Annotated in this window: 17 protein-coding genes; 3 read left to right on the top strand and 14 right to left on the bottom strand. The window is 51.2% G+C overall.

All coding sequences use genetic code 11. From position 1 onward, the window contains the following. Window positions 1-161 precede the first annotated feature (161 nt). The 11 genes from ACFOMG_RS04625 to ACFOMG_RS04575 form a co-directional block, all read right to left on the bottom strand. The gene (locus ACFOMG_RS04625; RefSeq protein ID WP_376865076.1) at window positions 162-458 is read right to left on the bottom strand and encodes an STAS-like domain-containing protein; all 297 of its coding nucleotides are present in this window, start codon (window positions 456-458) and stop codon (window positions 162-164) included. Between the two features lie 2 nt (window positions 459-460). Then, window positions 461-1,423, bottom strand: coding sequence for a hypothetical protein (locus ACFOMG_RS04620; RefSeq protein ID WP_376865074.1), 963 nt, complete (start codon window positions 1,421-1,423; stop codon window positions 461-463). A gap of 158 nt (window positions 1,424-1,581) precedes the next feature. Further along, entirely contained in the window at window positions 1,582-2,010 is a 429-nt protein-coding gene (locus ACFOMG_RS04615) for a F0F1 ATP synthase subunit epsilon (RefSeq protein ID WP_376865072.1), read from the bottom strand. A 58-nt stretch (window positions 2,011-2,068) separates the two neighbouring features. Beyond that, window positions 2,069-3,463, bottom strand: coding sequence for a F0F1 ATP synthase subunit beta (atpD, locus tag ACFOMG_RS04610; RefSeq protein WP_376865071.1), 1,395 nt, complete (start codon window positions 3,461-3,463; stop codon window positions 2,069-2,071). 38 nt (window positions 3,464-3,501) lie between these two features. Then, the gene (gene atpG, locus ACFOMG_RS04605; RefSeq protein WP_376865069.1) at window positions 3,502-4,362 is read right to left on the bottom strand and encodes a F0F1 ATP synthase subunit gamma; all 861 of its coding nucleotides are present in this window, start codon (window positions 4,360-4,362) and stop codon (window positions 3,502-3,504) included. A 74-nt stretch (window positions 4,363-4,436) separates the two neighbouring features. After that, window positions 4,437-5,975 carry a F0F1 ATP synthase subunit alpha gene (gene atpA / locus ACFOMG_RS04600; RefSeq protein WP_376865068.1) on the bottom strand — a complete coding sequence of 513 codons (1,539 nt, stop codon included), beginning with the start codon at window positions 5,973-5,975 and terminating at the stop codon, window positions 4,437-4,439. A gap of 15 nt (window positions 5,976-5,990) precedes the next feature. Then, window positions 5,991-6,527: a F0F1 ATP synthase subunit delta gene (locus tag ACFOMG_RS04595; protein ID WP_376865067.1), complete on the bottom strand. Its 537-nt coding sequence runs from the start codon at window positions 6,525-6,527 to the stop codon at window positions 5,991-5,993. A gap of 12 nt (window positions 6,528-6,539) precedes the next feature. Continuing rightward, complete coding sequence (locus ACFOMG_RS04590; RefSeq protein ID WP_376865065.1) at window positions 6,540-7,010, bottom strand: F0F1 ATP synthase subunit B; 471 nt, start codon at window positions 7,008-7,010, stop codon at window positions 6,540-6,542. A gap of 64 nt (window positions 7,011-7,074) precedes the next feature. Continuing rightward, window positions 7,075-7,311, bottom strand: coding sequence for a F0F1 ATP synthase subunit C (gene atpE, locus ACFOMG_RS04585; RefSeq protein ID WP_376865064.1), 237 nt, complete (start codon window positions 7,309-7,311; stop codon window positions 7,075-7,077). A 68-nt stretch (window positions 7,312-7,379) separates the two neighbouring features. Then, window positions 7,380-8,288 (bottom strand): F0F1 ATP synthase subunit A, encoded by a 909-nt coding sequence (atpB, locus tag ACFOMG_RS04580; RefSeq protein WP_376865063.1) that lies wholly within the window; start codon window positions 8,286-8,288, stop codon window positions 7,380-7,382. 23 nt (window positions 8,289-8,311) lie between these two features. After that, a complete protein-coding gene (locus tag ACFOMG_RS04575) occupies window positions 8,312-8,683 on the bottom strand; it encodes an ATP synthase subunit I (protein ID WP_376865062.1) in 372 nt (123 codons plus the stop codon). A 434-nt stretch (window positions 8,684-9,117) separates the two neighbouring features. On the opposite strand from ACFOMG_RS04575, the gene ACFOMG_RS04570 reads away from it, so the two are divergent. Together ACFOMG_RS04570 and ACFOMG_RS04565 are read left to right on the top strand one after the other, a co-directional pair. Then, window positions 9,118-9,240: a hypothetical protein gene (locus ACFOMG_RS04570; RefSeq protein WP_376865061.1), complete on the top strand. Its 123-nt coding sequence runs from the start codon at window positions 9,118-9,120 to the stop codon at window positions 9,238-9,240. 53 nt (window positions 9,241-9,293) lie between these two features. After that, window positions 9,294-10,517 carry a hypothetical protein gene (locus ACFOMG_RS04565; protein WP_376865060.1) on the top strand — a complete coding sequence of 408 codons (1,224 nt, stop codon included), beginning with the start codon at window positions 9,294-9,296 and terminating at the stop codon, window positions 10,515-10,517. Window positions 10,518-10,646: 129 nt separating this feature from the next. Here the strand turns inward: ACFOMG_RS04565 and ACFOMG_RS04560 are convergent, their stop codons facing one another. The 3 genes from ACFOMG_RS04560 to rsmG are packed head-to-tail and all read right to left on the bottom strand — an operon-like array spanning window position 10,647 to window position 13,070. Beyond that, window positions 10,647-11,594 carry a ParB/RepB/Spo0J family partition protein gene (locus ACFOMG_RS04560; protein WP_376865059.1) on the bottom strand — a complete coding sequence of 316 codons (948 nt, stop codon included), beginning with the start codon at window positions 11,592-11,594 and terminating at the stop codon, window positions 10,647-10,649. A gap of 27 nt (window positions 11,595-11,621) precedes the next feature. Beyond that, a complete protein-coding gene (locus tag ACFOMG_RS04555) occupies window positions 11,622-12,386 on the bottom strand; it encodes a ParA family protein (protein WP_376865058.1) in 765 nt (254 codons plus the stop codon). 27 nt (window positions 12,387-12,413) lie between these two features. Beyond that, window positions 12,414-13,070 (bottom strand): 16S rRNA (guanine(527)-N(7))-methyltransferase RsmG, encoded by a 657-nt coding sequence (gene rsmG / locus ACFOMG_RS04550; protein WP_376865057.1) that lies wholly within the window; start codon window positions 13,068-13,070, stop codon window positions 12,414-12,416. A gap of 163 nt (window positions 13,071-13,233) precedes the next feature. Here rsmG and ACFOMG_RS04545 point away from each other — a divergent pair, with 163 nt between their 5' ends. Further along, window positions 13,234-14,391, top strand: a complete 1,158-nt coding sequence (locus ACFOMG_RS04545; protein WP_376865055.1) for a YbfB/YjiJ family MFS transporter — start codon at window positions 13,234-13,236, stop codon at window positions 14,389-14,391. Window positions 14,392-14,445 lie beyond the last annotated feature (54 nt).

Here is a 14,445-nt window from a genome sequence, read left to right as displayed (position 1 = left end):
ATCTTCCTGAGTTTTAATGCCTTTGGCGGCTTCGAGTGCAAAGGCTTCAAGGTCTTTCTTGTTCATAACTGCTTATCCTGATGGTTAGGGGATGATAAGCAGTTACACAGTTTTATCTACAGTCTCGCAAAAGCCGGTTCTTTATGTCTGCACACGTTCGCTTAAGCTGCAATTAGATTACCAGCCCTCTCTTGAATTGCTTCAGCAATAGTCTGTAAACAGCTATCAGAAATATTCGACAACTTGACAGCCTCACAAAGGGTTTCTGGAGTCAACTCTACAGACAAAATGCCGAACAATTCATCAGCAAACGAATCAGAAATACTATCTACTTCCGAACAATCAACCAAAATACAATTGCCAGCTTCTAGCATAGATACCCACTCACGACGAATGCTTGCGCCGTATGGCCTGCTAGACAAACAACTTTTCGCGAATTTATAGGTTTTGCATTTCATATCTATGCCCTCAGCTTATCCATAATGCTTTGAATATTTTCAGGTACTACTTCGACTCTATCTTCTGTTAGTTGGTTCACCGGAAGAGTGCAGGATATTGCTACCCCTTTCCATGTATCTGACAAGTTAATATAGCTTTCAGCGCCGCTATTATCTACAAGAAGCAAACAATTACCAGTAGCCAATTGTAAACTTCCACCAAAGTCTTTCACCAATTTGACGAAGTGATGGAGACCTAACCCTTGGTGGTGATTATCTTTGTTAGTTGTTTCAACACCGTCCCCGAAAGGGCTGTGTGTTGCATCAGCTGGCAAGCGCTGAACCCACTCACCGTCGACCTTTTTCGATGAATTTCCTTTTTGTATGCACCAAGCAATCGCCTCCTGATGTGTCGTAACTCCCTGGATTTTTTGCCTTTGAAGCTCCTCTAAAAGCCCAATACCTGCATCTACAACAGCAAAATTAACCTTAGCGGGATAATAGCTGTTTGCCTTATAGAATTGTGCCATTGAGAACCCTGACGCACTTCCATGCGAACTAACGTTGTCATGAAGCTCTCCTATAGCTTTGAGTAACGCTCTTTTACCAAGTGTTTCGTCAGGAAGTTTGCGTTTAATAACCGAAGCTAACATCTCATTCGCTGATTCCACATCACCATCACTAGAGTCAACACCATCTCCTCGAATGTGGGCTATGGCAGAGTAATTTTGCCCTTCATTGCAACGAATATATGGATATGTATCTTCTCCGCCCAATGCCTCAGGAAACTTAACGGCTTGAGCATACGAAAGAAGGCTTTTTGGAATATCAAAATAATCAAAAGGATAGTTCTGGCTATGACCGTAGGCTACAAATACACACCAATAACCAGGAAAGATGAAAGCATCGGGGACTGTCACGCACCGCGCCTCCCTGACAAAACATTCTTTTATGTCATTTACTGCACATTGAACATCTTTGCCCACATCATCTCCTTATAATCACATACATATCAGCGATCGCGAATACTAGCCCAGGGTGCCTAAATTTATCAATGTAATAAAAAACCCGCGCTGTTTGCACAGAGCGGGTTTTCTTTGTCTGTACTCCAGAGAGCCAGACATTCGTGATAAACGTGGGTAACTTAGTGCTTGCCCAGTTTCTCGCGAATTTGCTGGATAGTACGCAGTTGTGCTGCGGCCTCGGCCAGCTGAGTAAGCGCACGGGAGTAATCAAAGTCTGCACCCTGATTTTCCATCGCTTTGAGTGCGTGTTCTTTCGCTTGCAACGCCGCTGCTTCGTCGATGTCGCCAGCGCGAACCGCAGTGTCAGCCAGAACAGAAACACAATTGGGCTGTACTTCCAGATAACCGCCAGAGACGTAAACAACCTCTTCTTCGCCGCCTTGTTTCACAATGCGGACCGGACCAGGTTTCAGCGGAGTCAGCAGTGCTGTGTGGCCAGGTTCAATACCCAGGTCACCCAGTTCACCGTGAGCTACTACGCGTTCTACCAGGCCAGAGAACAGGTTCTCTTCGGCGCTGACGATATCGCAGTGGACGGTAATCGCCATAGTCGTATCCTCAGTTAGAGAGGCGACCTGCTGTGGTTACAGCAGGCCGCCAGCCCAATTACATGTTTTTCGCTTTCTCAATAGCTTCGTCGATGGTACCTACCATGTAGAACGCTTGTTCTGGCAGTTCATCGAATTCACCATTCAGGATGCCCTGGAAGCCACGGATGGTTTCTTTCAGGGACACGTATTTACCAGGCGCTCCGGTGAAGATCTCGGCCACGTGGAATGGCTGAGACAGGAAACGCTCGATCTTACGTGCACGGGCAACCAGCTGCTTATCTTCGTCGGACAGTTCGTCCATACCCAGAATCGCGATGATGTCTTTCAGCTCTTTGTAGCGCTGCAGTACACCCTGAACGCCACGAGCGCAGTCGTAGTGTTCGTTACCGATAACCAGTGGATCCAGCTGACGAGAAGTAGACGCCAGTGGGTCGATCGCTGGGTAAATACCTTTAGAAGCGATGTCACGAGACAGAGATACGGTTGAGTCCAAGTGGGCGAAGGTCGTCGCCGGGCTTGGGTCAGTCATGTCATCCGCTGGTACGTATACCGCCTGGATCGAGGTGATCGAGCCAGTCTTAGTAGAAGTAATACGTTCCTGCAGAACACCCATCTCTTCTGCCAGCGTTGGCTGGTAACCTACCGCTGAAGGCATACGGCCTAACAGTGCAGATACCTCGGTTCCCGCCAGGGTGTAACGGTAGATGTTGTCCACGAACAACAGTACGTCTTTACCTTCGTCACGGAACTTCTCAGCCATGGTCAGGCCAGTCAGAGCAACACGCAGACGGTTACCTGGAGGCTCATTCATCTGACCGTAAACCATTGCTACTTTAGAGTTTGGCTTGTTTTCCAGGTCTACAACACCGGATTCAGCCATCTCGTAGTAGAAGTCGTTACCTTCACGAGTACGCTCACCAACACCTGCGAATACAGACAGACCGGAGTGTGCCTTCGCAATGTTGTTAATCAGCTCCATCATGTTTACGGTTTTACCAACACCGGCACCACCGAACAGACCAACTTTACCACCCTTAGCGAATGGGCAAACCAGGTCAATTACCTTGATACCGGTTTCCAGCAGGTCAGTGGAGTTTGATTGCTCGTCGAACGTCGGCGCTGCACGGTGGATAGAAGCAACTTCTTTCTCACCGATAGGGCCACATTCGTCGATAGGACGGCCAAGCACGTCCATAATACGACCCAGAGTCTCTGTACCAACGGGTACACAGATAGGACCGTTAGTGTTTGTTACAGGAAGGTCACGTTTCAGACCTTCTGTTGAGCCCATTGCAATAGTACGAACTACGCCGTCACCCAGCTGCTGCTGAACTTCCAGAGTAGTTTCAGTACCATCAACGGTCAGGGCGTCGTAGACCTTAGGTACACTGTCGCGTGGGAATTCCACGTCGATAACGGCACCGATGATCTGTACGATAGATCCGCTCATTTTCGGTTCCTCTTAATCTTAAACCTTGAATCCCGGGCTTATACAGCCGCGGCACCGCTTACGATTTCTGAAATTTCCTGGGTAATTGCTGCCTGACGCGCCTTGTTGTAAAGCATGTTCAGGTCGTCAATCATGCTGCCCGCGTTATCGGTGGCGTTTTTCATCGCCAGCATACGTGCAGCCTGCTCACAGGCATTATTTTCAATTACACCCTGGTACACCTGGGACTCTACGTAGCGAATTAACAGGCCTTCAATAATTTCTTCCGGCGCAGGCTCGTAGATGTAGCCCCACTGATGTTTCAGTGAATCGTCTTGTTTCGCCTCAAGCGGCAGTAACTGCACTGCGTTTGGCGATTGCGTCATGGTGTTCACAAAACGGTTATAAACGATGAACAAACGATCGATCTTTCCTTCGTCGTATGCGTCCAGCATTACCTTAACCGATCCGATCAGGCTGGCTAACTCAGGAGCATCACCCAGATGGGCTTGTGCTGCTACTACGTTGCCGCCAAAACTGTTGAAAAACAGGCCGGCTTTAGCGCCGATGGCACAGAAATCAACTTCCACGCCTTTGTTTTTCCAGTCCTGTGCTTCTTTAGCGACGGTCTTGAACAGGTTGTTGTTCAGGCCACCACATAAGCCACGGTCGGAAGACACCACGATATAACCAACACGCTTGATTTCGCGGTCTTGCATATAACGGTGACGGTATTCAGGTGCCGCATTAGCCAGGTTACCAATCACATCACGGATTTTATCCGCGTATGGACGGCTCGCCTGCATGCGCATCTGAGCGCGACGCATTTTACTTACCGCAACTTTTTCCATTGCTGAAGTAATTTTCTGCGTGCTTTGAACACTCGATATCTGCTCTTTAATCTCTTTTCCGACTGCCATAAGACTGTCCTACGTTTTTTAGTGAATCCAGCTGACGCTGGTCTCTCTAACGAAAGACCGCGTCAGCACCGGACTTACCAGGTCTGAGTGCTTTTGAATTTCTCAATCAGCTCTTTCAGACCGGCAGCGATTTCATCGTTGAAGTCACCTTTAACATTGATCTTCGCCATCAGCTCAGAATATTCGCTGTTTGCGTAGCTCAACAGGGCAGCTTCGAACGCCTGAATCTTGTTCACTTCAACGTCTTCCAGGTAGCCTTCAGTGGCAGCATAGATAGACAGACCCATTTCAGCAGTCTTCATCGGTGCGTACTGACCTTGCTTCATCAGCTCGGTTACTGCACGGCCGTGTTCCAGCTGCTTACGGGTTGCTTCATCAAGGTCAGAAGCGAACTGAGCGAATGCTGCCAGTTCACGGTACTGAGCCAGAGCCAGACGAATACCACCGCCCAGTTTCTTGATGATCTTAGTCTGAGCTGCACCACCTACACGAGATACCGAAATACCGGCGTTCATTGCAGGACGGATACCGGAGTTGAACAGGTTGGTCTCCAGGAAGATCTGACCGTCAGTAATCGAGATCACGTTGGTAGGTACGAATGCAGATACGTCACCACCTTGAGTCTCAATGATTGGCAGAGCAGTCAGGGAACCGGTTTTACCTTCAACACCACTTACGCTCTTCACGTAGTCAGCGTTCACGCGACAAGCACGCTCCAGCAGACGGGAGTGCAGGTAGAACACGTCACCAGGATACGCTTCACGGCCAGGAGGACGCTTCAGCAACAGGGAAATCTGACGATATGCCCAGGCTTGCTTAGTCAGATCGTCATAAACGATCAGCGCATCTTCACCACGATCCAGGAAGTATTCACCCATCGCACAGCCAGCGTATGGTGCCAGGAACTGCATAGCAGCAGGATCGGCAGCGCCAGCAGCAACGATGATGGTGTGATCCATCGCGCCGTGTTCTTCTAATTTACGTACTACGTTAGCGATAGTTGACTGCTTCTGGCCAACAGCAACGTAGATACACTTAACACCCGTACCTTTCTGGTTGATGATCGCATCGATGGCCATCGCAGACTTACCAGTCTGACGGTCACCAATGATCAGCTCACGCTGACCACGGCCGATTGGCACCATGGAGTCAACGGCTTTGTAACCAGTTTCCAGCGGCTGGTCTACGCCTTGACGTGCAATTACGCCAGGTGCAACACGCTCAACCGGAGCAGTGGTAGTGGTTTCGATCGGACCTTTACCGTCGATTGGGTTACCCAGCGTGTCGACAACGCGACCCAGCAGAGCTTCGCCAGTCGGTACTTCTAAGATACGACCAGTACACTTAGCGGTCTGACCTTCGGCCAGAGTTTTGTATTCACCCAGAACAACAGCACCTACGGAGTCACGCTCCAGGTTCATTGCCAGGCCATATACACCGCCTTCAAATTCAATCATTTCACCGTACATGGCGTCAGCCAGACCGTGAATACGAACGATACCGTCAGATACAGATACGACGGTGCCCTCGTTCTGGGCTTGTGAAGTCACATCGAGATTTTCGATGCGTTTTTTGATGACTTCACTGATCTCAGATGGATTCAGTTGCTGCATGCATCGTCCCTCAAACTAGGAGTTCATCGCTTCGGCTAACTTGGACAGCTTTCCAGTTAGCGAGCCGTCAATTACCAGGTCACCGGCACGGATGATCGCACCACCGATGAGAGACTCATCGATTTCGCTGCTCATACGTACATCGCACTTGAGCTTGGCTTTTAAAGACTCAGCCAGCTTGTTTTGTTGTGCGTCGGTCATTTCAAACGCGGTCGTTACTACAACATCGACCGTGTTCTGCAGTTGTGCCTTCAGCTCTTCAAACAGAACTGATACTTCTGGCAGCAAGCTTAAACGCTTGTTTTCGGCCAGAACGGCTACCAGGTTTTTGGCTGCGTCATTCAGCTTGTCGCCACATACGTCTAACAGCGCTGCCGCTTGCTGCTCAGCAGTCAGAGACGGATGCACCAGAATTTTTGCCAGATCAGCGTCAGCCGCAAAGGCCGCCAACACGCTCAGGTCGTCAGACCAGGCTTCCAGTGCATTTTTCTCTTGTGCTTCAGCAAACGCAGCTTTTGCGTATGGCCGAGCGAGAGTTGTTAATTCAGCCATGCCAAACCTCGCTTACAGTTCGTTAGCCAGTTGATTCAGCAGCTCTTCATGAGCGCTTGCGTCAACAGACTTAGCAAGGATTTTGGCTGCACCGGCTACTGCCAGCTCAGATACCTGAGCGCGCAGTGCTTCTTTCGCGCGGTTTGCTTCCTGCTCCACTTCAGCGCGGGCAGCAGCAACCAGACGCTCACCTTCGGTGCGAGCCTGTTCTTTGGCTTCGTCAACGATTTGGTTAGCACGCTTGTTAGCCTGTTCGATGATTTCAGCAGCTTTTTCTTTGCTGTCACGCAGCTGGTCGGCAGCTTTTGCTTGTGCCAGTTCCAGATCACGTGCAGCGCGGTTAGCTGCATCTAAACCATCAGCGATTTTCTTTTCACGTTCCGCCATAGCGCTGGTCAGTGGTGGCCAGACAAACTTCATGCAGAACCAGACAAAAATCGCGAAGGCAATCAATTGACCGACAATGGTCAGATTTAAAGTCACGGCGATTTACCTCGTTAAAATTCGTTGTTTAAAAACAAAGCGCGACCCGAAGATCGCACTCGTCTTATGCTGCCGTTGGGGCTACAACGAAGATCAGGTACATCGCGATACCAACACCGATCATAGGCACGGCATCTAACAGACCAGCCATCAGGAAGGTTTTGGTTTGCAGCTGTGGACCCAGCTCTGGCTGACGTGCAGTACCTTCCAGCAGCTTACCGCCCAGCAGAGCGAAGCCGATACCAGTACCCAGTGCACCCAGGCCAATCATGATTGCAGCAGCAATGTATACGAGTTCCATATGAGACTCCTAAAGGTTTAGTTAAGTAAGTTAATTTAAAGGGTTAAAATCGTCTGTTAATTTCGCTGTTAGTGGTCTTCGTGAGCCTGACTCAGATATACAATCGTCAGAACCATGAAGATGAACGCCTGCAGCGGAATCACCAGAATATGGAAGATTGCCCACGGCACGTTCAGAACCCACTGAAGGTAGAACGGCAGTAACGCAATCAGAATAAACACAACCTCACCAGCGTACATGTTACCGAACAAACGCAGTGCCAGAGACAGTGGCTTGGTCAGCAGACCCAGCACTTCCAGGAACAGGTTAAACGGAATAGCAATCGGGTGATTGAACGGTGTCAGAGACAGCTCTTTGGCGAAGCCACCCACACCTTTAACTTTGATGCTGTAGAAGATAATCAGCAGGAATACGCCTAACGACAGGCCCAGAGTACCGTTTGGATCGGCAGTCGGAACAATCTTGAAGAACGGCAGGCCCGCTGCGTGGGCAATACCCGGGATAATATCAACCGGAATCCACTTCAGCGAGTTCATCAGGAATACCCAAACGAAGATAGTCAGGGCTAACGGTGCAACCAGCGGGTTACGACCGTGGAAGGTTTCTTTAACGGTGTTATCAACAAACTCAACCACCGTTTCCACCACGTTCTGCAGCTTGCCCGGCACACCGGAAGTCGCTGATTTAGCCGCCTTACGGAACAGCCATGCGAACAACAGACCCATCAGCAGAGACCAGCCGATAGAGTCGACGTGGAACGCCATAAAACCCATGTCCTGAGCTTCTTGGGAATTTCGAGCCAAAGTCCAAGTATCTCCATTCAGCTCTTCTAACTGAGGAGAACCGTCTTCGTTAAATACCTGAACACCATCCTTATAAACTTTTCTGTAGTACGGTTCACTACCATCAATAGTCAACTTCCCATAAGTTAAGTTGGTTAAGTGATGAGCAATATACTCTTGTGAGTTACCAGCCATTGTTCACTCTCAATTCTAAAGGTTCATAAATTGGCGATTCTTGCTGAGGCTAAGTGCCCCAGCTGCACTGTCATAAAAGCTATAAACAATGCAGGAACATTCAGTGGCTCTACCCGCACAAAAATCACTGCAAAACACAGTGCGGTGAGCAAAAATTTCCAGGCTTCTCCCTGGTAGATCGACTGCACAACTTTGTCAGCCGAACGTGCGCCTGAATAGCGGAATGCTCGCCAGAGAAAATAGGCATTGGGAACTGCACACGTCAGTCCACCCAACAACGCCGATCCGGCGGCTACATCGCTGTGTAACCAGGCAATCAAAGCTGCTGCTGCAGTCAGTGCCAGCTGAACCAGCATGACCCGATAGACCGCCCGGCGAGGAAAAATCGATGACACAAACACCTCGCACTGATCTAAATACTGCAACAGCCTGTTTTAAGGCGCCGTGATTATATTGGCTCGACCTTTGAGCATCAACCGAAACCATGTGTAAAGGCTCGTTAATTGGTAGTATTTCGGGAATGTGTGTCATTCACAGCGTGAATGCGGCCCAAAAGTCACAGATATAATGATTTCACAGCAGCTTTGTGCCGCCAGAGCATACACAGTTTTCTGTCAGTAGCCACTTACCATTGATTCTCAACCGCATAAACTGGCGTTTTCAGGCAGGAATTCACCATGAAGCACGGATTGGTCAGCTTATTTGTTCTTTTGTTAAGCGCTTGCGGTGGCGACTCAGGCAATGCACATTCTCCCGGCCTGCCAGACACTCCTGATACACCAGAAAATCCCGTCACCCGAGTACCGGTTGTGGCAGCAACGATATGTTTATGAACTATATGGCACTGGCGCGTGATGAAAGCCTGCTGATGTTCAGCCGGGGGCAAAAAGAGGCGGTGTGGAAGGTTTTAGAGCAGGGCGGGGAGCGGCATTCTTTAATGCAGAGTCGATAATTAACTCAAATGTCATTAGAATCCGCACCGATAAGGACATCTGAGGAATAATAATGAAACGACTCACCCTACTGTTCACCACTGCTTTGCTCGGCGCCTGCAGCGATCAGTCATCCGGCCTTTTGCAGGAAGTGGTGCCGATTGGTACCACCAGCAACAATACACCGTCTTTTTACCTGAAAAGCCGTGCTTCCGGAACACTCAGCTTTAACGGCGACTGCAGCAGTGATAAGCAATACGTTCCGAGCGGCGTCAATAAGGTTCAGCTGCGGCGGTTAAAGCAGGGGGTTTACAGCAATTGTTCGGTGCAGCTGATATTAAACGACGGTAGCAGCAGTGAGGTGTTATACCTCTCAACCTTTGAAATCGACACCGCGTTACGTACTGTCATTGATATAGAAAGCACGGCCTTCGGCGAGATAACAACAGCTCAGGCGACGATATCACGCGATGAATGGGGCTACCTTACAGAAGCGACAATCACACCAGAAGACACTGATGCAATTTCATATTTTGAATTGTTGGCCAACTCAGACGGCAGCCTTACCGGAATTGCTTTTCCCAGCAGTTTTCAGCGCACTCTGAATGCTCAGGGACAGGTGCTTTCGGAAACCGGACCGGACAGCGCCAGCCGTTATCAATACGACAGCAGCGGCCGGCTCAGTGAAGAAACCCAACTGAATCCCGACACCCTGGCTGTGATCAGCACCACCCACTACTTACGGACAGAACAGCCCGACGGCGCTTATGTTGAAATCATTGAGCAGCGTGATGATAACGGCCAGCTGACGCAGTCGAGCAAAACCATCAGCCACCCGGACTATTCTGAACGATTCACCGATCAGAATGGTGATGGCGACTTCGAAGATCATTATCGTACCGAAATACGCTCAGATTCCGCTTCACTGACCCGAACTCGTTTCCACAATGGTGAACTGACGTCCCGCGAGCAGTGCCAGCGGGGTCATCAGCGCCAGGAGTGTACTGAAACAGAGCAGGGCAGCCTGACGCCAGATTCAGAAATCATCACCGAATATCATGATAACGGCGTAATAGCGAGCTGGAGTCACAAAAGTTTTAATCCGGCTGCTCTAATAGACGTCCGGACGACTTATAACTCCGAAGGGCTCGAAAAAACGCACCGTGGTAACAACAACCTGTATTCATCGTTCGTCAGCTTTCAGTACGACGACAAAAAAAACCGCTCCTCCGCTACCAAGCGTATAGAGGGTGAGCTTTCAATAAACGAGACCTATACCTTTCACCACGAATATTAACGCCCGGCATGATCTCTGCTGATGGGGCTCCCCCCAAGAAACGGAGCCTGTCGTATTTTCATCTCTCCAACGATTAAAATAAAAAGGAGCCATCAGGCTCCTTTTTATTTGGTCTGTCAGTAACCCCTGCTACTGAATATGACGCAATATTCCGTCCAGTTCATCCAGATTGGTGTAGTTGATCACCAGCTGACCTTTGCCTTTCGCACTGTGTTTGATCGCCACCTTGGCACCCAGCCGGTCACCTAACAACCGCTCAAGACGCTGAATATCCGGGTTGGCTTTGGCCTGTTCCGGACTTTTATCGCCGCCACTTTGCAGGTTACGCACCAGCGCTTCGGTTTGGCGGACGGTTAATGCCCGGGCGACAACCTGAGCAGCCGCTTCGGATTGCTGGCCACCCTGTAAGCCAAGCAGAGCACGGGCATGGCCCATCTCGATATCGCCGTGTTCCAGCAGACGTTTTACGTCGTCGTTCAGGTTCATCAGGCGCAACAGATTGGCGACGGTAGCGCGGTTTTTACCAACGGCTTCCGCAACTTCCATCTGGGTCAGTTCAAACTCGTGTTGTAAACGATGTAATGCCATCGCTTCTTCCATCGGGTTGAGGTTTTCGCGCTGGATGTTCTCGATCAGCGCCATGGCGATGGCCGCTTCATCCGGCACATCACGGATTAACGCCGGCAGCGATTCCATTTGCGCCAGCTGGCAGGCCCGCCAGCGCCGTTCACCGGCAATAATTTCGTAACGCGGCGCGGCAGCACTGCCAGCCGCAATCGGGCGCACCACTATCGGCTGCATCAGCCCCTGGGCCTTAATGGAGGCTGCCAGTTCTTCTAACGCTTCCGGCTGAATATCTTTACGCGGCTGATACTGGCCCGGCTGAATCCATTCCAGCGGCAGATGGCGCAGTTCCCCATCACGGATCGGCTGATCGGCAGCAGGCTGAGGCTGTTCGCCAGCCGGCTGAGTTTCCAGCGCGACTTCCGCTTCCGGTTCAACAGCAACCGCTGCCGCCTTGGAACCGGCAATCAGGGCATCCAGCCCACGTCCTAATCCGCGTTTTTTCTTCGACATGTTGGTTTCTTAATCAATCTGTTCAGGTTATTTGTTGCGACGGTTCATTTCGCCCGCCAGCGCCAGATACGCGACCGCTCCGCGCGACGACTTATCGTAGATCAGCGCAGGCAAACCGTGGCTTGGCGCTTCCGCCAGACGTACATTGCGTGGGATCACTGTGCCGTACACCTTATCGCCAAAATATTCTTTTAACTGCTCAGAAACATCCTGAGTCAGGCTATTACGCGGATCATACATAGTGCGCAACAGGCCTTCGATTTCCAGTTTCGGATTGAGGCTCTCTTTCAGCGACTCAATCGTCTGCATCAGCGCACTCAGACCTTCCAGCGCATAATATTCACACTGCATCGGAATCAGTACACCCTGGGCAGCGACCAGTGCATTTAACGTCAGCATATTCAGCGACGGCGGGCAGTCGATCAGGATATAGTCGTAATCCGGCCGCACCTCACCCAGTGCATCACGCAGGCGGCTTTCCTTGCGCGACAACTCCATCAGCTCGACTTCGGCAGCAACCAGGTCACCGTTACCCGGTAATACGTCATACCCAGCGGGTTGCGCTTTTTGTATCGCGCTGGCGGTGCGGCTGTCTCCGGTCAACACGTCGTACAGAGACAACTCCAGGTCGTGTTTATCAATCCCGGATCCCATGGTGGCATTGCCCTGCGGGTCGAGGTCCACCAGCAGCACCCGGCGTTTGGTAGCGACCAGAGATGCCGCCAGGTTCACCGCCGTTGTGGTTTTACCAACACCACCTTTCTGATTGGCAATCGCCAGAATTTTACTCACAGGGATATTCCTTCAATGCAGCGCACGTTATTTCGGTAATATTTTTAACAGATGGCGCTCACCATCAATATCCGGCACGTTCAGCCTGACGCTGTCGGCGACCACAAAATCCGCTGCAATGGCTGCGATTTCGTCGTCCGGGTATTGACCTTTCATGGCCATAAAACAGCCACCTTCAGCACGCAGGTGCTGGCACCAGTGTGTCATATCGGCCAGCGAGGCAAAGGCGCGGCTGACAATCATATCGAAAGGTTCCGGCGGATGATATGCCTCCACCCGATCGTTCACTATGGTCACATTGTCCAGCCCCAGAGCGGTTTTCGCCATAAACAGAAACCGTGTTTTTTTGCCGTTGCTGTCGAGCAGCATAAATTGTTTATCCGGATTCATAATCGCCAGCACAATGCCCGGCAGGCCCGGGCCAGTGCCGATATCGGCAATACGGCTGGCTTGCTGGACATACGGGTTAATCACCAGGCTGTCGAGCAGATGCAGCGGCACCATCTGTTGTGGCTCGCGGATTGCCGTCAGGTTGTAAGCTTTATTCCATTTGATAAACAGCGCCAGGTAATCACTGAGCTTGTTCAGTTGTTCATCACTCAGCGTTATCTGCATCGCCTGGGCTCCGGCGGCGATCTGGCGGGTCAGTTGTTGCTGAACCTCTGGTGAAGTCGGCACTGTCATCGCTATTCTCACAATGGCTAAAACGGGATGGAAAAGCCGCGCATAATAGCACATTTCCCCGCCCGCCATTTATCTGGCGAATAGTGAAGTTAACCTAGGTCGCATTGGTGGCTGGCAGAACAAGCCTTTACTATGAAACCCTGTTAACTAAAGGGTCAGTATTATGCATTCCGCCCGTCAGCCGTCGTCCTGTTGGTGGCCCATTATTGCTGCCGCCGTCACCCTGGTGGTGGTGCATGGTTTTGGCCGCTTTGTATATACCCCGTTGCTGCCGCTGCTGGTTGATGATGGCCTGATCACACTGAGCCAGTCGGCTTCCCTGGCCACCTGGAACTACACTGGCTATCTGGCCGGTGCCATGCTGGCACTGGTGTTGTTTCAGAAAAATCTCGGCCGAGCGGGACTGTTAATCGCGGTGATAACCAATGCACTGCTGACCCTGGCTCAGGTGTGGGTGGAACAATATCCGTTATTGGCGGCGCTGCGCCTGCTGAACGGGATCACCAATGGCGTGGTATTTGTGCTGGCGCCGGCACAGGTACTGGAATGGCTGGTAAAAGAAAATAAAGCACAACACAGTGGCCTGATGTACCTCGGCGTTGGTGTCGGGTTATTGGTCAGCAATGCGTTGGTGGATCTGACCGGCTTCCTCAGCGGCGCAGAGCGCTGGTTACCCGCCGCACTGGCTGCCATTCCACTGGCGATCTGGAGTGGCTGGTACCTGTACCAGTTGCCACAGGGCATACATGTCAACAATAACGACGACCACTCCCCCTTGTGGGATCGCGCCAGTACCCCCTTATTTCTGTCGTACGCCGGCGCCGGGCTGGGGTATATCCTGCCGATGACCTTTTTACCCGCTGTCGCCCGTGACTGGCAGGTTGATATGCAGCCCAGCGCCTGGCTGATTGTGGCACTGGCGTCATTACCTTCCACCTGGTTATGGAATACGCTCGGCGCCCGGCTGGGCGATAAACAGGCACTGGTCTGGAACTATGCGTTACAGGCCGCAGGGGTGGCGGCGCTACTGATCTGGCCGGGTCAGGCGTTAGGTCTGTGGTTATGTGCTTTATTGGTCGGCGGCACCTTTATTGGCACCGTCTTCCTGACCCAGCGACTGGCACGTTCATTACACCCTCACCAGGGGCCACGCCTCAGTGCTGCACTGATTGCACTATACGGTTTCACTCAGCTACTCGGCCCCTGGCTGGCCAAGCTGGGCATTGAAAACGGTGCAGCATTATCTGCCACCTTTATCTGGGGTTTTGCTGCGCTGGTCTGGGGCCTGTTGCTGATGTTGCCGGTACCTAAACAGCGTTGACCGCTGAATATTCGACAAAACATAAGCGCGGATGATTTAAAACGCCGGGGCCAT

Origin of the sequence: Bacterioplanoides pacificum, assembly GCF_042648445.1 — a bacterium.
In the GTDB taxonomy this organism is placed as follows: Bacteria; Pseudomonadota; Gammaproteobacteria; order Pseudomonadales; family Oceanobacteraceae; genus Bacterioplanoides; species Bacterioplanoides pacificum.
Note: the sequence above shows the minus strand (reverse complement) of the source record. Positions and strands in the feature narration are given on the sequence as shown.